The sequence below is a fragment of the Acinetobacter sp. HR7 genome (genome assembly GCF_000773685.1).
Lineage (GTDB): Bacteria > Pseudomonadota > Gammaproteobacteria > Pseudomonadales > Moraxellaceae > Acinetobacter > Acinetobacter thermotolerans.
The window spans coordinates 1-20,072 of sequence record NZ_JPQO01000057.1; the positions used below are offsets into that span (position 1 = coordinate 1).

Here is a 20,072-nt window from a genome sequence, read left to right on the forward strand (position 1 = left end):
GCTTAACTGACTGGCATTACCTCGATTGAGGGCTTTTTTTACAGCTAAATCATGTGAGTGCAATACCTTCCACGCTTTCCAGATCCATCATATATTCATGGATTTGATGGAAGTCTTTGTCTTCATTGCTTGGATAGAACCAGCGTGCAATCTGCTCTGCGACCTGCGGATGACACTGTATTTCAAAGTGATTCAGGCCGTAGAAAATCGCTTTGTTGGCATCCGGAATTTTTAGCTGAAAACGCGGGTTAGGGTGTTCACCCAAGGCACTTTTTACACTGACCAGATAGTCTCCGATAACATTACGGGTGCGATTATGCCGGTTTTCATATTCGATGGTACCTGCGACAAAGTAAGCTTTGACATGTGAGGGAATAGGTGCTGGCTTACGGTTATCGTCCATCAGGCCAATGCGGACTTCATTATGCTCCCAGTCATCATCGCGAACACTACCATGCCTTAGGTCCAGAATACCGTTACTGCGGATATTCACCATATGTCCGATCATCTTGCCAAAAGGAAAACGTCCCAGTTTGTCCTGCAGACTAAAACCGAAACGCTCTAGTGCGGCGCCGTGGTGCGGGGAACCGAGGCAGACCAGATTTTCCACCATATGCACCCAGTCATAGACATGCTGTTTGCCATAGAACAAGGCACTGCGCGAGACCAGTCCACCCATGCTGTGTCCAATCAGGTCAATGCTGGTAATGCCGGGATTACGGGTGACTAAATCATTCAGGGTATGGGCCAGACTGCGGCCATTGGCCGAGATACGACGCCCAGTATTGTAGTTTAGGTACAGCATGGTGTTGTGGTCACGCTGCGCCAGCAATTTTTCCCCGATACCACTGTATTTGTTAGTAGACCAGCTCAGGTGATTCATACACAGACCATGCACAAACAGGGTTATTCGCCCGGTCAGTTCGCCTTGTTGTAAGGAGCCATAATGGTCATAGACCACCATCGGTAGTGCCATTGGGTTCTGATATTTCACCAGGTAGTCGCCAATGACCCCATTCATCACCCCAATCAGAAAATGCAGTGTTGGTGTTAAAGGCTTGTCATGCAAACGCGGGAATTTGGTAATGATGCCACGCAGGCTAGGAGCCACCAAGGTGTTCCCATAATGGAACAGCATGTCATAAGAATGTTGATACAAACGGACAATCGCAGGCAGGTTTTGTAGTTTTTCCGAATTTTTCTCACTCAGGCCAAAGAAGCTCAATAGCATATCCCGCTGGATAGTCTTGATCAGTTCTTGAGTCACCTCGCTGAATCGCATAGTCACAAGCTGAGCCAGACCCTCCAGTACATCTGCCTGGCTCGGTGGGGTACGGTCCCACTTACAGTAGGTTTCATGCAATGGCGTTAAGCTTGGCATCGGATCCTGTCCTTCATCAATCATGCGGACATCCAAAGTGATCTTTCTTTTTCAAGATGTTCGCGGTATAAATTCTTCTGAATTTCGATGTTTCTAATTATTCTGGGAATATTCTTAAAATACCGGGGAATACAGCACTGCACAGTGTTTTTTGTCAGACAATTCACCAAAAATGAATTAGATAAGCGTGATCCATATGTTACTTATAAAATAAATTTTGATCAGAATATAGGCGTTTTTGTTAATAAGCGATGAATGTCATCTATCTGCACGGCTTTAGAAGCAGTTCCGCGTCTATCAAGGGACAGCTGCTCAAAGATTACTGTGAAAAACATACTAAAGTTCAGGTGCATTTACCGGACCTGAACATGCCACCTGTGGATGCAATTCAGCGGGTGTCGCAGCTGATCGGGTCAATGAAAGACGTCGCACTGGTCGGCAGTAGCCTGGGCGGCTTTTATGCGACACATCTGGTCGCCAGGCATGCTGTACCGGCTGTACTGATCAATCCCGCCATGCGACCATGGCAGCTGTTCCGGGAACTGTTCGATGATGAACTGCCATTGCAGGTACATCCGAACTGGTGCCTGGATGAGGCAGATCTTGAGCAGCTTGAGGCCTTGGCGCTGCCAACTGCACAAGATGCAGACAAAATACTGGTGCTGCTGCAACAAGGCGATGAAGTTTTGGATTATCGTGAAGCACATCGCTATTATAGTGCTGCTCGTCCCCCGGCGATGCTGATGACTGAGGCCAATGGCAATCACGGGATGGATGATTTTGCGGAGAAGATTCCGCTGGTCTTACAGTTTTTATTGGACTGCATAAAAAAGGAAACCGAATAACGTGTCTCAATATACGGCTCAATCTCTTGAAGTTCTGTCTGGTCTGGACCCGGTCCGTCGTCGTCCGGGCATGTATACCGATACCACTCGTCCGAACCATCTGGCGCAGGAAGTGATTGATAATGCTGTAGATGAGGCACTGGCGGGCTATGCCAACAAGATTACCGTGACGGTGCATAAAGATGGCTCATTGTCGGTAGAAGATAATGGCCGTGGTATGCCGGTGGACATTCACCCGGAATATGGCCAGAGCGGGATCGAAATTATCCTGACCAAGCTGCATGCGGGCGGTAAGTTCAGTACCGATAATTACCAGTTCTCAGGCGGTCTGCACGGGGTGGGGATCTCCGTGGTCAACGCGCTGTCGAGCCGGGTTGAAGTGGCCGTGCAGCGTCAGGGTAACCTGTACAAAATGGCCTTTGAAAATGGTGAGCCAACAGGTCCTTTAGAAGTCCTTGAAGGCAAGGCACCCAAACGCGCGACTGGGACAACTGTACAGTTCTGGCCGGAAGCTAAATATTTTGATTCACCGAAGTTTGCACTAAAAGCACTGAAACATAACCTGAAAGCCAAAGCCGTTCTGGCAGCGGGTCTAGAGATCAACTACGTTGACCTGATCAATGATGAAAAGATTACCTGGCAGTTTGAAAACGGCTTGGTGGATTACTTGATGGATGAGCTGGAAGACCGAGAAATCATTCCAGCACCAGCCTTTGTTGCCACAGGGGATGCCGAACGTGCCAGCGCGGAATTCGCGATTTGCTGGAATGTGGAAGGCGGCGAAAGCATCCAGGAATCCTATGTTAACCTGATTCCAACCGCGCAGGGCGGTACTCATGTGAATGGCTTGCGTTCTGGTGTGACCGATGCGATGCGTGAGTTCTGTGAGCTGCGTAACCTTTTGCCACGCAACATGAAACTGTCTGCCGAAGATGTCTGGGATGGGGTGAACTATATCCTGTCGTTGAAATTCCAGGAGCCGCAGTTCTCTGGTCAAACCAAAGAGCGTTTATCCAGCCGTGAAGCCGCGGGCATCGTGCAGAATATTGCCAAAGATGCTTTTGCACTGTGGCTGAACCAGAATTCTGATATCGCCATGCAGTTGGCAGAGATGGCGATTTCCAAAGCCGGTCGCCGTCTGAAAGCCGCAAAAAAAGTTGAACGTAAGAAAATTGTGGCGGGTCCAACCCTGCCAGGCAAATTGTCTGACTGTGTCGGACATGATCTGGATCAGTCTGAACTGTTTATCGTGGAAGGAGATTCTGCGGGTGGCTCTGCCAAGCAGGCCCGTGACAAGAACTTCCAGGCCATCATGCCGATTCGCGGAAAGATCTTGAATACTTGGGAAGTGGCATCTGATGAAGTCCTAGCCTCTCAGGAAGTGCATAACATCGCGATTGCGATCGGGGTTGATCCAGGCTCGGATGACCTGTCTGAATTGCGTTATGGCAAGATCTGCATCCTCGCTGATGCGGATTCGGATGGTCTGCATATCGCAACTTTGCTCTGTGCTCTGTTCGTGAAACATTTCCCGGCACTGGTCGAAGAAGGGCACTTGTTTGTGGCGATGCCACCACTATTCCGTATTGATGACAATAAAGATGTCTACTATGCGCTGGATGAGGATGAGCTGGAAAGTATCCTGAAAAAATGCAAAACCAAGAATCCACAAATCACCCGATTCAAAGGACTGGGTGAGATGAATGCCAGCCAGTTACGTGAAACTACCCTGGATCCAAATACGCGCCGTTTGGTACAGCTGGATCTGGATGATACCCAGCATACGGCTAATCTGTTAGATAAGTTACTGGCGAAGAAACGTGCCAGTGACCGTAAGGACTGGCTGGAACAGAAAGGTAATCTGGCGGATATCGTGGTGTAATGAAAACCTATCCTTCACCGGAAGATATTCAAGAGATGAAACAGCGTGGCTATGATCTTGCGACCATAGCCGATGCTGAAGAAACCCTCTGTTTATGGCAGGCGATGAAGGATATTCAAATGCAGATCGAAACCGCATTTGCCAATGTCCGCTTAGGTGATGGCATTGGCTTATGGGAAGCACAAGGCATTGATGATTATAAATCTTTAGCAGAGCGTGGTGCTTTACGTGAGAAGGATGAAAAATCCAACTGGTCGAATATTTCTGCTCAAGATTTAAATGATTGTCATAGCAGCCTGGGATTTTTTGATGCTCAAGGTATGCGTTTCCATTTGCCGGCATTTTTGATTACTGATCTACAAGGGAAATATCGGTTTAATCTGGCTGGTCGGTTATGCAAAATGAATGATGAATTGCATCAGTTTCATCTGTTAAATAAAGCACAACGAGAAGTGGTTAAGGCTTATCTGAATTGGGCTGCTTCCGATCCAGATGATGAATTGCAACGTGATTCAATTTTCACAACATTACAAAAAGGATATTGGTCTCATTAGGTTAGATTCTTTGTCATATCTTTTAACCCGCAACTGCGGGATTTTTTATGCTTTAAATTGGTGCTGGTCATAAAAACCGCAATGCACCATTGCTGAGCAGGGTAGAAAAATAGAATATTTTGAGTTTGAACGCCATTTTCAGAATGTCCTGTTTATGAGTCTTCGAAAAGCCCTGCGATATAGATCACCGTTGATCTTCGGTATGATATTTTGTCATACCAATAATACTGTTTGTCTAACAGTTTGAACATCTTGTTGTTTTATTTTCTTCAGTTTGGCACAGAAATTGAATTGTTCTCTCGAGATTTAAAAATGCATTCACCGAAATGCCTGACAAAAGTTTGGAGAAAACAAAAGATGTTCCAACAAAATGTATTGACTAAAACTATTTTAGCCGCAACCGTGGCAGGGGCTGTTGTATTAACCGGATGTTCAAAACCTGCAGAAAAGGCAGAAGCTCCGGCAGCAGAAACTAAAACAACTGAAACTAGTGGTGAAACGATTAAAGTTGGTATCCTGCACTCTTTGTCAGGCACCATGGCCATTTCTGAAACATCATTGAAAGATACTGCACTGATGGCAATCAATGAGATCAATGCCAACGGTGGTGTGTTGGGTAAAAAATTAGAACCAGTGGTGGTAGATCCGGCATCTGACTGGCCACTGTTTGCTGAAAAAGCACGTCAGTTGATCACTCAAGATAAAGTCGCGGTTATTTTTGGTTGCTGGACTTCTGTTTCACGTAAATCAGTATTGCCAGTGGTAGAAGAACTGAATGGTCTGCTGTTCTATCCGGTTCAATATGAAGGTCAGGAACAGTCTAAAAACATTTTCTACACCGGTGCTGCGCCTAACCAACAAGCGATTCCTGCAGTGGAATACCTGATGAGTGAAGAAGGTGGTAAAGCAGAACGTTTCGTGCTGCTGGGTACCGATTATGTTTACCCACGTACCACTAACAAGATTCTGCGTGCTTTCCTGAAGTCTAAAGGCGTTGCTGATGCAGACATTATGGAAGAGTACACACCATTCGGTCATAGTAACTATCAAACCATCGTGAGTAATGTGAAGAAATTTGCTGCAGGTAAGAAAACTGCGGTGATTTCGACTATCAATGGTGACTCAAATGTTCCGTTCTACCGTGAACTGGGCAACCAGGGCATCAAAGCTTCTGATATTCCAGTAATGGCATTCTCAGTGGGTGAAGAAGAACTGCGTGGTATTGATACCAAACCATTGGTAGGTCACCTGGCAGCGTGGAACTACTTCATGTCTGTGAAGAATCCAACCAATACCGAATTCACTGGAAAAATGAAGCAGTACGCAGTTGATTTTAAACTGCCAAATGCCGACAAGTTTGTGACCAATGACCCAATGGAAGCGACTTACGTGGGGATCAACATGTGGAAACAGGCGGTTGAAAAAGCCGGTTCTACCGATGTTGATAAAGTTCGTGAAGCGATGGCAGGTCAAACTTTCAATGCACCATCAGGCTATCAGTTACAAATGGATGCCAGCAACCATCATTTACACAAGCCTGTGATGATTGGTCAGATCCGTGCGGATGGTCAGTTCGACGTAGTTTATAAGACACCTAAAACCATCCAGGCTGAGCCTTGGAGCCCATACATTCCTAAATAAGGTGATATCTGGCCTGCTGCCTCGGCAGCGGGCTTTTTTTGATTTTTTCCTTTTCCAAACGGTAAAAGTTCTACATTTATAGGGGGGACAGCCATGTTCACTCGCCTAAAATTCGCCGCTATTTTGCTGATCATGAGTCAGTGTTTTTTATTCAATAGCGCTTATGCGGATACTCAAATTACAGAAAACCCCGCAACAGTTCAGCCTGCAGCCACAGGCGATGCGATTCAGCAGTTTGTCAGCGGGGATTTTGTCAAGCGTCGTGCCTTGCTGAATCAATGGCCAGCCAGTATCGAATTGCTGGATCAGCTGGCAGAGTATGTTGCCAATGACCAGCTGTATAGTGACAGTGTTGGCAACACTTATATTCTGGAAGCAGAAGATCAACTGCTGAGTTATCCAGATCTGGCACCGGTTGAGACCTGGCCATCTGATCTGTCACAGGTGACTTTGGTGAATACCTTGAATAAGGCTTTAACCTTTGCTCAGGCACAAAAGAAATTAAAATCTGAAGAAGCATCACAGCGTCTAGAAGCGATTGATATTTTAGAAAATAACTTATCTGAACTGGATATAAAAAGTATCAATCAGCTCTATTTGGCTGAAAAAAATAACAGCGTTAAAGCACGTATTGCTCAGCTGAAAGCACGTCTGGACTACACATCGGATGATGTGCTGGTCAAAATCCAGGCTGCTCAAGTGCTGAAAGAATCCAACCGTCCCGATGTGCTGGCCATGATTGAAAGTGAACTGGCACAACCGAATCTGCATGCTGATTTAAAAGCGGCACTGCTGGATGCCAAGGGCAGTATCAAGACCCGTATTCAGGCCAGTGAATGGACTGGGCACGTATTCTCAGGATTGAGTACAGCTAGCATTTTGCTGCTTGCGGCACTGGGTCTCGCTATCACTTATGGTCTGCTCGGTGTCATCAATATGGCGCATGGTGAGCTGATTATGATTGGTGCATACACCACCTATGTGGTGCAAAGCCTGTTTAAATCCTATCTCGGCAGCTATGTGGACTGGTACCTGATTGCGGCAATTCCGGCAGCCTTTCTGGTCAGTGCACTGATTGGCATGCTGATCGAACGTACCGTGATCCGTCCGCTGTATGGCCGTCAGCTGGAAACATTGCTGGCAACTTTTGGGGTGAGTCTGATCCTGATGCAAGTCGTGCGGATGATCTTTGGTGCACAAAACGTTGAGGTTTCCAACATTTCCTGGCTCTCCGGCGGGATTTCCCTGACCCCAAGCCTGATGCTGCCATATAACCGGATTGCCATTATCGTCTTTACCGTAGCGGTACTTCTGCTGCTGGTTTACTTACTGAATAAAACCCGTTTTGGCCTGTTTGTTCGCGCGGTAACGCAAAACCGTCAGATGGCACGTGCTGTGGGGATTCGTTCTAGCCGTATCGACATGATGGCCTTTGGGCTGGGTTCCGGTTTGGCTGGGCTGGCTGGCTGTGCATTGGCGCAGGTGGGTAATGTCGGCCCCGACCTTGGCCAAAACTACATTATTGATGCCTTCTTGGTGGTTGTTGTCGGGGGCGTGGGGCAGGTCTGGGGAGCGGTACTGGCTGCACTAGGCTTGGGTGTCAGCGGCACGGTACTGGAAATCGGTATGGGTGCGGTACTGGCCAAAATTATTCTTCTGGTTCTTGTGATTTTGTTCATTCAAAAGCGTCCACAAGGTTTGTTTGCCATCAAGGGACGATTTGTGGAGTAGGCCTATGAAAATCACATCATTACTTTCCGATAAACCTTATAGCGCCGTTGCGATTGCGGTGTGCTTCGCAATCCTGCTGATTTTACCTTGGCTGCATCTGTTACCTGCCGATTCGGCACTACACTTATCTGCTTACTGGGTAACCCTGATTGGCAAAATCATGTGTCTGGCTTTGGTGGCTTTGGCACTGGATCTGGTCTGGGGTTATGCCGGCATTTTGAGTCTAGGACATGGTTTGTATTTCGCACTGGGCGGTTACGCTTTTGGTATGTACCTGATGCGCCAGTCAGCAGGTGATGGCTTGCCTGACTTTATGCGTTTCTTAAGCTGGACCGAGCTGCCTTGGTTCTGGGTGGGGACTAACCATTTCTGGTGGGCAATGCTATTGGTTGTGTTAGCACCAGGTCTCGTTGCTTTCATCTTTGGTTTCTTTGCGTTTCGTTCCAAAATCAAAGGGGTGTACTTCTCGATTATTACCCAGGCGATGACCTTTGCTGCTGCGCTGCTGTTCTTCCGTAATGAAACCGGCTTTGGCGGCAATAATGGTTTTACCGGTTTTAAAACCATTCTCGGTATGGATATCACCTCTGCACCAATGCGTGCCAGCCTGTGTTTTATCACGGCACTCGTATTATTGCTGTGTTTTATCGGTTTACGCCACCTGATGAACAAGCCCTATGGTCGCGTACTGGGGGCAATTCGGGACAGTGAAAACCGTCTGCAATATCTCGGTTATCGCACGCTCTGGTACAAGCTGTCTGCTTGGATACTCTCTGCAGTGATTGCCGGGATTGCGGGTGCATTGTATGTACCACAAGCCGGGATTATTAACCCGAGTGAAATGAACCCGGTGAACTCGATTGAAATGGCCGTCTGGGTAGCGGCTGGTGGCCGTGGTACTTTGATCGGTCCGATCCTCGGTGCTGGCTTGATTAATGCCGTGAAGACCTATTTCACGGTGGCCTATCCGGAAGCCTGGTTACTGATTTTAGGTGCGCTATTTATCGTGGTGACCCTGTTCCTGCCGAAAGGCGTGATTGGCATCTTTGACCGTTTTAAAAAGGAGCGTAGCGAATGAGCGAGATTCTACAACCTCATGGCGGCCATGCTTCTGAAGGCTATGGCCGTCCAAAAGAACACGGTGCAGACTTTAGCCATGGGATTGCACTTTACCTGGAAAAAGTCAGTGTCTGGTTTGATGCTTTTCGTGCCTTAAATGACTTATCGCTGTACATCGAAGAAGGTGAGCTGCGCTGCATCATTGGTCCAAATGGTGCCGGTAAAACCACCCTGATGGATGTGATTACCGGCAAAACCCGTCCAACGGAAGGTTCTGCATTCTTCGGTCAGACCTATGACCTGTCGAAAATGAGCACCGAAGAAATTGCTGAAGCGGGGATTGGACGTAAATTCCAGAAACCGACGGTCTTTGAAAACTTCACCGTGATGGAAAATCTGCTCCTGGCCGCACCGAAAGACAAGCGGGTGAAAAAAAGTTTCTTTAGCAAGCTGGATCCGGATGCACAAAATGCACTGGATGAAACGTTGCAACAGATCCGTTTGCAGGAATTTATTAACAAGCCTGCTGGACTGCTGTCACATGGTCAGAAGCAGTGGCTGGAAATCGGCATGCTATTGATGCAACGTCCCAAGCTGATTTTGCTAGATGAACCAGTGGCAGGCATGACCGATGCTGAAACAGAGCGTACCGCAGAGCTGTGTCTGGAACTGAAAAAGAACCATACCCTGGTTGTAGTGGAACATGATATGAGTTTTATCGACACCATTAGTGAAAAAGTCACGGTACTGGCACAAGGGGCGATTTTGGCAGAAGGCACATTGGCTGAAGTCCAGGCCAATGAAGAAGTCATTGAAAAATATTTAGGGCGTTAAGGAGACCGTTATGTTAGAAGTCAAAGACGTCAATCAGTTTTACGGTGGCAGTCATATTCTGCGTGATGTGTCCTTTACTGCACCGATTGGTGAATGCTCGGTGGTTCTGGGACGAAATGGCGTCGGTAAAACCACCTTGTTGAAATGTTTGATGGGGATTCTGCCGATTAAATCCGGACAGATTTTGCTGAATGGCAAGGACATTTCCAAGCTCAGCCCAGAGCAGCGCGTGCGTGAAGGTCTGGCTTATGTGCCGCAAGGTCGGGATATCTTTTCGACCTTAACCGTGGAAGAAAATATCCTGATCGGTATGGCCAAATTTAAAGGTGCCAAAACCCGTAAAGTGCCGGAGCATCTTTATGAAATTTTCCCGGTGCTGGATGAAATGAAGCATCGCCGTGGTGGGGATTTATCCGGTGGTCAGCAACAGCAGTTGGCAATTGCCCGTGCACTGGCTTCTGAACCAAGTGTCCTGATTCTGGATGAACCGACTGAGGGTATTCAGCCATCCATTATTAAAGACATTGGCCGAGTCATCCGTAAATTGGCTGATGGCGGTGAGATGGCGATTGTACTGGTTGAGCAGTTCTATGACTTTGCTGAAGAGCTGGCGGACAGTTATACCGTGATGGCGCGTGGGCAGGTTGTCGCGCAAGGTGCGGGTAGTGAAATGCCAGAGAAGGGGATTCGCGAGTTGGTGGCGATTTGATGTTTCAAGAAGCCTCCCTTTGAAAAAGGGAGGTTTGGAGGGATTCATAGGAATTTGAATTTCAATCCTTGTATATGAGTTCTAGATCACTTATATCGACGATTTTATATTTCATTTTTTTAGGAGGTGAAGAGTCTAGTGTAAAAATAATAGCTTTATCTCCGATAGTTTCTAACAAATGAAATTTTTCAGAGTTATTTTTTAAATTTACTGTATAGAACTCTTCTAGATAGAATTTGAGCTTTGCATTGTAATATCCTGAAGTTAAACATACTACAAACATAAAAATAGCCATCTGTATTTTTATTTGGGATCTAAAATTACCATCTACATAACTTTTATCATGAATGGCTAAATAGGTATAATTTGCAATAAATACAAGAGTATATAAACTAAAAAACACAATGATTTCAGAATTTATTTTATCAATATAAAATAAAACTCCGATCAAAAATAAAATAATCAGAATAATATAAGTGCTCTTTATAATTAGATCTTTAAAACTGAATTCTTTTTGATTGAGTAATCTGATTCTGTATATTTGATATGCGAAATAAAAGCCAGTTATGATTGCGAAGAAGAATCCTGCTGAATATATTAAAATATAGGAAACAGAAAATTCTTTGAGAATCCAAATAGCATCAAAATATTGATAATAGCCCAGTAGATTCACAACAGCTATGCATATAGAGGCGGCATAGATTAATGGAATGATTGCCACTAAATTTTTAGTATGGAATATTGATTCAGATGTCATGATATTTTTAGAAAATAGCTATTTTTATAAGAAAATCATAACCTAATACTCTTAATTTTTTGATAATAATTTCAGTTCGATAATTTAGTGGGAAATCATTATTTTGTCTTTACATTTAAACACATCACAATTATGCCCACCCCCAATCCGATCCACTACCGCAAAATCGCTTGGTGCTTCCAAAGTCAGTAGGGGATGATGCCATGTTCCTGCACGATAATTTACCCCTTGAGTCCCATCACTGATAAATGCACATAGCTGGGATAAATCTGGCGTATCCGCATCCAGAGCTGGTGCAACCACGATGAGAAACTTCTGACCCTGCATTGGAATAAAGGCCTGTGAACCATTCGGATGGCGTTCCAGCATCGAGACTTCAAACGGTACCTGAGTGTTTTTGATGTTCCGAAAAATACTGATCCCAGCTTTGGCATCACCGATAATTTCAGTGGTCACAAGGGCATGATAGCGCTCGGTATGCGCATCATTGATATGAAAAAAGTCATTGCCCTGACAGCCAATCACTTCACCGAAAGGGACAAAATTTTCTGCGGTGAGTTTTTGAATTTTAACGTACTGTTTCATTCTATTTTTAAGTGGTCAGTTCATCTAAAAAGAAGCATCAGTCGTAAAACTTAAAGTGTCATACGACTGAGCCAACAATCGTCATCTTGTGGAGAGAGATGACATAAACTTAGTTTGTGGTTTTACCCCACAGCCGGATACGGCTAATGCCACCATCTGGAATCATGTTCACACGGATATGTGAGATTTTCTCATGTGCCAGCACTTCATTAATAAAGCTATGCACATGATCCATCTGCATAGGCTGAGCTTCTAACAGGAACGGCCAGAACATGCTTTGTGGAATCAGCTGTGGATCTGTTGCATCTTTGACATAGACTGCCTGAATCGATACTTCGGCAGGATAGTTACCTTTAAAGTGTGCTGTATCAAGATCAATTTTTTCAATTTTCCCAGCCTGACCGAGTGCCAGAATACACCAGTCGAAACCTGGTGCACGGCGACGCGCAGTTTCCCAGCCATCGCCCATATTGACGCCACGACCCGGGTTAATCAGGTTACGTGGATGGCCGAAGTGCGCATCACTATAGGCAATCACGCGGCCGCCATTTTCTAGCGCCAGCAGATCCAGTGTTTCATTGCTGTCTTTCAGCTGAATCTGCACATCCCCATAAACACGCAGACGTGCCACACCGCCATCTGGATAGATATTTAAACGTAAATGGGTATAAGTTGTGTCTGAATTGACGTCAAAAATGTGGTGCTGGCTCGGTCCTAATATACTATTTGGTAAAATTTGGTGCCATTCTGCTTGATCCAGGTTCTCATCTGGTGCATAGCAGGCTTCAACAGCAGCAGAGGCTGGGTAGTTACCGCTAAAGAAAGTAGTATCAATGTCTAGTGCACGAATTTTTCCGGCCACACCAAGTTTGACAATAGCCCAGTCATAACCGGCATGGCGCTTGCGGCGGGTTTCCCAGCCGTCCATCCATTTGCCATGATCATCAAACTTATCTTCTACGAATATTGGTGCTGCAAATTGCAGCATGCGTTGTGCTTCAGCAAAGAACTCATCCGAGCATTGCAGTACTTTTGCACCAATACGTTCATCTGCAAGATTAGTAAGTTGCTGTAATTGTGCAGGGATTTCAAAAGCTGGTGCAAATAGGGTTGCCATATTGATCTTCCATTTTAAATTCATTCATCTGTGATTCTTTTCAGGCTGTAAATAGCCACTTGCCTGGTTTTTTCTCCCCAAAACAAGGCATTAGTCTCAAAAAATAATGCACAGCATGTGCCAACTTGAGTGCAATTGACTGCCACACTTGAGGAAATGGCACAGTTTTCGCTTTGTCTCCTCCAGATGGATCAAGATGAAAAAACATAGGGGGAACAATGAACATCACCATTATTGGCGCCGGGATGGCAGGCTTAACCACAGGCATTGCATTAAAAAAGTTTGGTCATCAGGTCAGCATTTATGAGCAGGCCGAACAGATTCTGCCGGTAGGTGCCGCTATTTCTTTATGGTCCAATGGGGTGAAATGCCTGAATTATCTGGGCCTGACTGAACATGTGGCTAAACTGGGTGGGCAGATGGACAATCTGGCTTATGTGGATGGTTTAACTGGTGATGTGATGACCCAGTTCAGTCTATATCCGCTGATTGAAGAAGTCGGGCAGCGTCCTTATCCGGTATCGCGTGCCGAACTGCAAAATATGCTAATGGATGCATTCGGTCGTGAAGATATTCATCTGGGCAAAAAGATGGTTGCACTAGTAGATGATGGTCAGCAGGTAACCGTTCGATTTGCCGATGGTTCAGAAGTGCAAACAGAGCTTCTTGTGGGGGCGGATGGTACGCATTCTATGACCCGTGCTTATGTTTTGGGTGAAAAGGTTGAACGCCGTTATGCCGGTTATGTGAATTGGAACGGTCTGGTGGAAATTTCTCCTGATCTGGCTCCAGCGGATCAATGGACCACTTTTGTCGGTGAGGGCAAACGTGCTTCCTTGATGCCAGTGGCGGATCACCGTTTCTATTTCTTCTTTGATGTGCCACTACCAGCGGGTCTGGAAAATGACCGCAGTCAGTACAAAGTTTTATTAAAAGAATACTTTAAAGGCTGGTGTCCTCAGGTGCAGCACCTGATTGATGCAATTGATGAGCAGCGTACCAACCGTGTAGAAATTCATGACATTGAGCCATTTACCGATTTCTACAAAGGTAACGTCGTAATTGTGGGTGATGCAGCCCACAGTACTACACCGGATATTGGGCAAGGCGGCTGTCAGGCGATGGAAGATGCGATTTATTTAGCTCGTGCCCTGCAAATTAATACACTGGGCTTGCAGGATTCTCTACGCCGTTACCAAAACAAGCGTAATGAACGAGCCAATGAACTGGTATTGTGTGCACGTAAACGCTGTGATGTCACCCATATGAAGGATGAAGAAGTCACCTTGGCTTGGTATGAAGAATTGCGCCGCGAGAAAGGTCCTCATATCATGAAAGGGATTATCAGCAATATTATTGGCAATCCATTGGACTAAAACTTGCATGAAATTTCATGAGAAAAAATACATAAAATAATAACAGTAGCGATTTATCAGCAGGGGGCTTCTAGGAGCCCTTTATTTTTTCTTGCGAATTTAATTTAAAGATCCTTCAAACAATGGATTCAATTTAAGGTTGATCCAGATTAAGTTGCATTAACACTAGATCACGCCACTGACCAAATTTCTCTCCCACTTGTGGCATATAGCCGGTTTGTACAAAATCCAGTTTTTGGTGCAGATGAATTGAAGCTGTATTTTCTGAATCAATCGCAGCCACCATGACATGCATACCCTGATTTTTGGCAATGTCAATCAAGCGTAACAACAATTGTTTTCCTAGCCCTTGCCCAGTGTAGTCTGGATGTAAAAAGATCGAGTGCTCAACCGTTTTATAAAAGCCCTGAATGCTACGGAACTGATCATAATTGGCATAGCCTATGACTTTCCCACTAGATTGATCTTCAACGACCAGTAGAGGGAACTGATGTTTTTGCAGATGCTGGAACCAGTTTTGAAACTCAGCCATGGTGTGAGTAGTATAGTTCCAGGTGGCTGTCCCGCCACGGATTTCCTGATTATAGATTTCACCAATACGTTCTAGGTCTTCTACTGTTGCTGGACGGATCAGGAATTGATTCATGGGACATACTTGCTGATCAATTTTTTCAAAGAATAAAAAAGCAGAACCGAAGTTCTGCTCTTAAGATACCATCTCTTAGAAGTGATACTTCACAAGGGCACTGACATCGTGTTGGTCTAGATCTTTAAAGCCATATTTATTGTGCCAAACAGAGTGTTCAACACCAACATATAGTTTGGTTTCAGGAGAAATGTGCTTACCAACATTCCATTTATATTGGCTTGTCCAGTTTAATTCACTTGCGTGATTAGGTTCATCTTCAGCTGTTGACCAGTCCAGGAAGGCATCTGCTAAGAATTCTTCACCACCAATTTTAAATGGCACAGCATAAGTAATGGTCATTTGATAATCATCTTTAGTATTATCATTTACAGCCTTATAGAAATTAATATTTGCATAGCTTGTATATGGGATATCTAATGCAAATCCAATACCATATAGGTAGTTATTGAAGTTTGAACCGCCTTCCCAAGTAGTGGAAATTAATACATCTTTAATTGGACCTACTTCAAGTTTTTGACCAGTTACAGCACCTAAGCTTAAACGTGGTGAAACCTCGAAATAAGTTTCATTGCCTGCATCGGTGTGGCTACGATCAGCAAAAGCAAAGAAATCACCATATTTAAGACCTGCTGCATATTCAGCAGTAATGGTTGTTTGGTGGTTATCTTCACCTTGGAATGGATATGCATAGTTTTCACCATACAAACCAGTCAGGCTAAAGTCTTGCCAGATTGGTGCTGCCTGCGTAAAAGCTGCAGCAGAAGCAAGTGCGCCAAGCGCTACGATTTGTTTAAGTTTCATTTAAAGTTCTCCCCCAAGAAAGCAGATAAAGCATACAGATTAATGGGTAAAAATAAAGTTAAAATTTAACAGCTGGTCGAAATTTATATGCAATTTTCCGACCAGCTTTCATGAAAATGAATTAGTGGTGTGAATCCACAACCTGTTCGGCAGGAGCCAATGCTTTACTCTTAAACAGATTGAGATGGTTGAATAAGAGGTTCAGCACGATCGCCATTAAACAGGTAGAACTGATACCAGAATGGAACAGGGTTTGTACCCATTTCGGGAAATCGGCATAGAAACTATGATCAATAATCGGCACCATGCCCGCAGCAATTGAGGTGGCAACAATGATCAGGTTCTTTTGGTCGTTATAGTCAATTTTCGCCAAGGTGCGGATACCACTGGCTGCCACAGTTCCAAAAAGTACCAACCCTGCACCACCGAGTACTGGTACCGGGATTGAGGCAATTAAACGCCCCATAATTGGTAATAAGCCCAATATCACCAGAATGACGCCACCGGCAGTTACTACAAAGCGACTTTTCACGCCAGTGATCGCGACCAAGCCCACATTCTGCGCAAAAGCACTTTGCATAAAGGAGCCAAAAATGGGTGCTGCTGCACTAGATAACATATCGGCACGCAGACCATCGGAAATACGTTGTGCATCCATTTTAGTGCCTACAATTTCCCCGACAGCAATAATGTCTGCCGTGGTTTCGGTCATGATGACTAAAGTCACGATCAGCATGGAAAGAATAGCTGTCAGTTCAAAGGCCGGCATGCCAAAAGCAAAGAAGCTCGGGAACTGCAACCATGCACCATCAGCTACTTTAGAAAAATCGCCAAAGCCCAGCAAAGCAGCAAAAATAGTTCCGAGTACAATCGCTAGCAAAATGGATAAACGACGGATCGCTGCATTGCGAGACAGATTGAGCAGAATTACAATCGCTAGGGTCATCAGCGCCAGACCGATATTTTCTGCGCTGCCCCAGGTTTCTGCATTTTTATTGCCACCCATCATCCAGCGTACAGCGACTGGCAATAGTGACAGACCAATAATGGTAATTACACAACCGGTGACTACCGGAGGGAAGAAACGGATAATCTTGGAAAAATATGGTGCCAGGAAGAAGCCAATCAGGCCAGAAACAATGACTGCACCATAAACTGCCTGCAAGCCTCCTCCAGTCGTCACAATCGCGACCATGGTGGCAACGCCGGCAAAAGAAACGCCTTGCACTAGCGGTAGCCGGGCGCCGACATATTTTACTCCGACGGTTTGTAGAATAGTCGCCAGACCACCGACAAATAGCGCCGCAGCAATCAGCAGGCCAATTTCCATACCGCTTAAGCCCGCAGCAGTACCGACAATGAGTGGTGGGGCAATAATGCCGCCATACATGGTCAGGACATGCTGCAAGCCATAAGCAGCACTTTTGCCTGCCCCTAAAAATTCATGTTCGGGTGAGACCACTTTTTCTTGTTCTGACATATAAAATCCCTCTTTTTCTAAATCATGTGTGGCCTGGCTTAACTACCGCGGTAGGTCGAATAAGCAAAAGGGCTAATCAGGAGTGGAATGTGATAATGCTGGGTGGCATCCGGAATGTTGAAATGGATGATTGCTTTCGGAAAGAAGGTCGCGAGACCTTGGGCATCAAAATAAGGTTTGATGGCAAATTCGATGCTGTAATCACCAGTGGTAATGCTTTCCAGACCAAAGTCTGGCACCGGCACACGGCCATCGCTATTGGTTTGGGCTGTGGCTAATACCTGGCCATTAGCATCGAGGAGTTTCACTTCTACCTTGGCTGCAGGTTTGCCCAAATGAGTGTCTAGAATATGGGTGCTGATCATGCGTCAATCTCCTGTGCCAAACGCAATAGGGCAATTTCTAAAAGTTGTTGATGAACAATGCGTTTTTCCGTATCCAGATCATTGACCAGTCGATAATTCAGCGCAGTCAGAATCTCTTCACTGCTACGGCCTGCAGCACGGATCAGAAAAATGAAGTCAAATTTTTTCTCATAAGCCAGATTGCCTTTCAGCAACGCTTGCTGGGTTTCTTCATCCTGGGAAATGGCCGCTTGTTCACGTTCGGAAAAACTTTCCTCTTTGGCACTTAAAGCCGCCTGCGCCTGTTTTTCACCAATACGTGGGTGAGTCGCCAGTGCTTGGGAAATTTCTTCCCATGTCCATGTCTGCGCCTGTCTTTTCGCAGCCTCAAGTAGATCTTCACGACTGGCAAAAGGACGCTGTGAGCTGAGTTCGTTTGCCCAACGATCAATATGCACACACTGCTTGAGCAGCAGTTGAATATCGCTATCAGAAGCCTGGTTAAATTCAGTTAATTGCACAATTTAAGCCTTGTTTTTCTTGGTTTCTCACTGAAAATTGCAATAACAATGCCAAATTGCAGGGAAGGGTATGACTGGCAAGAGATAGTGGAATTGGAAAATAAAAAAGGGAGCAGATCGCTCCCTTTTGCTTTTTAGTTCAATGACTAATCTTGGTGCGCAGGAAAATGGTATTTGTACCAATGCTGTGCAATATCGTTACGGCGGCAAACCCAGACTTTGTGATGGCTCTGTACGTAATCCATAAAGCGTTGTAAGGCTTTGAAGCGTCCCGGACGTCCGAGCAGTCGGCAGTGCATGCCAATCGACATCATTTTTGGTGCAGTTTCACCTTCGCTGTAGAGCACATCGAAAGCATCTTTTAAATATTGGTAAAACTGCTCGCCGGAATTGAAGCCGCCTGGCGAGCTAAACTTCATGTCATTGCACTCTAATGTATAGGGGATGATCAAATGAGGGCGTTTTTGACCTTCTGGTGTAGTTAAAGTGCTCCAAAATGGGAGGTCATCGCCGTAATAGTCAGAATCGTATTGAATCTCAGGAAATTCAGCCAGAAGTTGGCGGGTATTGGGGCTGTCACGACCGGTATACCAACCAATTGGGGTTTCACCGAACAGCTCTGTCAGAACACTCAAGGCCTGATCCATATGCTGACGTTCAGTTTCAATATCCATGTTCTGGTAATGCAGCCAGCGCTGGCCATGTGACACCACATCGTAATTCGCTTCCTTAATCGCTTCGACCACATAAGGATTGCGTGCCAGTGCCATACCGACACCAAAAACAGTCATTGGCCAGCCACGTTTTTTAAATTCTTCATGAATACGCCAGAAGCCGGCACGGGAGCCATATTCATACATTGAGTCCATGGAACGGTGAATGGCTGGAAAGCTGGCCGCACCAACGATTTCAGACAGAAACTGCTCTGATCCGGCATCGCCATGCTCGACATGATTTTCCCCGCCTTCTTCATAGTTCAAAACAAACTGTACTGCGATGCGTGCCTGATTGGGCCACTGCGCATGTGGCGGTTTTCCGTGATAGCCGATTAAATCGCGTGAATATTCTTGCTTTTGTATAGATTCAATAAGTTGTTTTCCGCGTAAGTAAGCAGTTGTCACTATCGGTCGTCCTTTTGCTAAAAAAATAAAAATATCACTTGCATATTTCCGAGTTAGGCCCGATATTCAAAGTATAAGAACACGGATCTGCAGACTCAAAAAGGTGTTCATCATTCAAAGTGGAGGGTTGATTCCAAAGCGATTTGAAGAAGTGAAATGCAATACAAAGCAGCAAGCTACAAACGTGCCAAGATAATAATTTTGCACTAAAAAGTTACAATGATTTGAGGATGGTATTATATGAACATCGAACTCCGTACCGATAAAAATATCCGCAACAGCGACCGCCTAATTACTTACGTTCGTACCGAATTAAATCAGGAATTCCAACGCCATAGTGAGCGTATCACCAGTTTCTCAGTGCATCTCAGTGATGAAAATGCTGCCAAAGGTGGCGATGACGATATTCGTTGCATGATCGAAGCACGTCCTGCTGGCTTGAAACCAGTTGTAGTCAACCATCATGGTCATAATATTGACACAGCGATTCACGGTGCAATTGACCGCTTAAAACGCAGTCTGGAACATGTGATTGAGAAAAAAGACAATGTCCGTGGTGCTCAGCCAAAACTGGCAGCGGAAGAAGAAACCACTGACGTAGAAGAATAAATGTCTTTCTATCGAAAAGCCCCCATCGGGGTAATGCCAGTCAGTTAAGAGATTGACTGGCATTTTTTTGGGTATT

At 45.4% G+C, this 20,072-nt stretch carries 20 protein-coding genes; 10 read left to right on the plus strand and 10 right to left on the minus strand.

Annotated elements, in window-relative coordinates:
- Positions 1–49: 49 nt before the first annotated feature.
- On the minus strand, positions 50–1,381 hold the full coding sequence (locus GW12_RS03795) for a hypothetical protein (RefSeq protein ID WP_034583666.1): 1,332 nt from the start codon (positions 1,379–1,381) through the stop codon (positions 50–52).
- 251 nt (positions 1,382–1,632) lie between these two features.
- On the opposite strand from GW12_RS03795, the gene GW12_RS03800 reads away from it, so the two are divergent.
- From GW12_RS03800 to urtE, 8 genes are all read left to right on the plus strand, one after another.
- Entirely contained in the window at positions 1,633–2,226 is a 594-nt protein-coding gene (locus tag GW12_RS03800) for a YqiA/YcfP family alpha/beta fold hydrolase (protein WP_034583624.1), read from the plus strand.
- Position 2,227: 1 nt separating this feature from the next.
- Positions 2,228–4,108, plus strand: a complete 1,881-nt coding sequence (gene parE, locus GW12_RS03805; protein ID WP_034583626.1) for a DNA topoisomerase IV subunit B — start codon at positions 2,228–2,230, stop codon at positions 4,106–4,108.
- A complete protein-coding gene (locus GW12_RS03810) occupies positions 4,108–4,662 on the plus strand; it encodes a DUF6714 family protein (RefSeq protein WP_052127877.1) in 555 nt (184 codons plus the stop codon). Before parE ends, GW12_RS03810 begins: the two co-directional genes overlap by 1 nt.
- 357 nt (positions 4,663–5,019) lie before the next feature.
- Entirely contained in the window at positions 5,020–6,303 is a 1,284-nt protein-coding gene (urtA, locus tag GW12_RS03815; protein WP_034583628.1) for an urea ABC transporter substrate-binding protein, read from the plus strand.
- Between the two features lie 93 nt (positions 6,304–6,396).
- Positions 6,397–8,034, plus strand: coding sequence for an urea ABC transporter permease subunit UrtB (urtB, locus tag GW12_RS03820; RefSeq protein ID WP_034583630.1), 1,638 nt, complete (start codon positions 6,397–6,399; stop codon positions 8,032–8,034).
- A gap of 4 nt (positions 8,035–8,038) precedes the next feature.
- Positions 8,039–9,112 carry an urea ABC transporter permease subunit UrtC gene (gene urtC / locus GW12_RS03825; RefSeq protein WP_034583633.1) on the plus strand — a complete coding sequence of 358 codons (1,074 nt, stop codon included), beginning with the start codon at positions 8,039–8,041 and terminating at the stop codon, positions 9,110–9,112.
- Positions 9,109–9,927, plus strand: coding sequence for an urea ABC transporter ATP-binding protein UrtD (urtD, locus tag GW12_RS03830; RefSeq protein WP_034583636.1), 819 nt, complete (start codon positions 9,109–9,111; stop codon positions 9,925–9,927). The genes urtC and urtD overlap by 4 nt, the downstream gene beginning before the upstream one ends.
- A gap of 10 nt (positions 9,928–9,937) precedes the next feature.
- The gene (gene urtE / locus GW12_RS03835) at positions 9,938–10,636 is read left to right on the plus strand and encodes an urea ABC transporter ATP-binding subunit UrtE (RefSeq protein WP_034583638.1); all 699 of its coding nucleotides are present in this window, start codon (positions 9,938–9,940) and stop codon (positions 10,634–10,636) included.
- A 61-nt stretch (positions 10,637–10,697) separates the two neighbouring features.
- On the opposite strand, the gene GW12_RS03840 is transcribed toward urtE, so the two are convergent.
- From GW12_RS03840 to alc, 3 genes are all read right to left on the minus strand, one after another.
- Positions 10,698–11,393, minus strand: coding sequence for a hypothetical protein (locus GW12_RS03840; protein ID WP_034583639.1), 696 nt, complete (start codon positions 11,391–11,393; stop codon positions 10,698–10,700).
- 84 nt (positions 11,394–11,477) lie between these two features.
- Positions 11,478–11,978 carry an ureidoglycolate lyase gene (locus GW12_RS03845; RefSeq protein ID WP_034583640.1) on the minus strand — a complete coding sequence of 167 codons (501 nt, stop codon included), beginning with the start codon at positions 11,976–11,978 and terminating at the stop codon, positions 11,478–11,480.
- 109 nt (positions 11,979–12,087) lie between these two features.
- Positions 12,088–13,095 carry an allantoicase gene (gene alc / locus GW12_RS03850; protein WP_034583642.1) on the minus strand — a complete coding sequence of 336 codons (1,008 nt, stop codon included), beginning with the start codon at positions 13,093–13,095 and terminating at the stop codon, positions 12,088–12,090.
- Between the two features lie 218 nt (positions 13,096–13,313).
- On the opposite strand from alc, the gene hpxO reads away from it, so the two are divergent.
- Complete coding sequence (hpxO, locus tag GW12_RS03855; protein ID WP_034583643.1) at positions 13,314–14,471, plus strand: FAD-dependent urate hydroxylase HpxO; 1,158 nt, start codon at positions 13,314–13,316, stop codon at positions 14,469–14,471.
- Positions 14,472–14,604: 133 nt separating this feature from the next.
- Here the strand turns inward: hpxO and GW12_RS03860 are convergent, their stop codons facing one another.
- The 6 genes from GW12_RS03860 to puuE form a co-directional block, all read right to left on the minus strand.
- Positions 14,605–15,117, minus strand: a complete 513-nt coding sequence (locus tag GW12_RS03860) for a GNAT family N-acetyltransferase (RefSeq protein WP_034583644.1) — start codon at positions 15,115–15,117, stop codon at positions 14,605–14,607.
- 75 nt (positions 15,118–15,192) lie between these two features.
- Complete coding sequence (locus tag GW12_RS03865) at positions 15,193–15,921, minus strand: outer membrane protein OmpK (protein ID WP_034583647.1); 729 nt, start codon at positions 15,919–15,921, stop codon at positions 15,193–15,195.
- Positions 15,922–16,042: 121 nt separating this feature from the next.
- The gene (locus GW12_RS03870) at positions 16,043–17,401 is read right to left on the minus strand and encodes a nucleobase:cation symporter-2 family protein (protein WP_034583648.1); all 1,359 of its coding nucleotides are present in this window, start codon (positions 17,399–17,401) and stop codon (positions 16,043–16,045) included.
- A 38-nt stretch (positions 17,402–17,439) separates the two neighbouring features.
- A complete protein-coding gene (uraH, locus tag GW12_RS03875) occupies positions 17,440–17,766 on the minus strand; it encodes a hydroxyisourate hydrolase (protein WP_034583651.1) in 327 nt (108 codons plus the stop codon).
- Entirely contained in the window at positions 17,763–18,266 is a 504-nt protein-coding gene (gene uraD / locus GW12_RS03880) for a 2-oxo-4-hydroxy-4-carboxy-5-ureidoimidazoline decarboxylase (RefSeq protein ID WP_034583655.1), read from the minus strand. The genes uraH and uraD overlap by 4 nt, the downstream gene beginning before the upstream one ends.
- Before the next feature lie 146 nt (positions 18,267–18,412).
- On the minus strand, positions 18,413–19,387 hold the full coding sequence (gene puuE, locus GW12_RS03885; protein ID WP_034583658.1) for an allantoinase PuuE: 975 nt from the start codon (positions 19,385–19,387) through the stop codon (positions 18,413–18,415).
- Positions 19,388–19,627: 240 nt separating this feature from the next.
- Between puuE and GW12_RS03890 the strand changes: the two genes are divergently transcribed.
- The gene (locus tag GW12_RS03890; protein WP_034583661.1) at positions 19,628–19,996 is read left to right on the plus strand and encodes an HPF/RaiA family ribosome-associated protein; all 369 of its coding nucleotides are present in this window, start codon (positions 19,628–19,630) and stop codon (positions 19,994–19,996) included.
- The last annotated feature ends 76 nt before the right edge of the window (positions 19,997–20,072 follow it).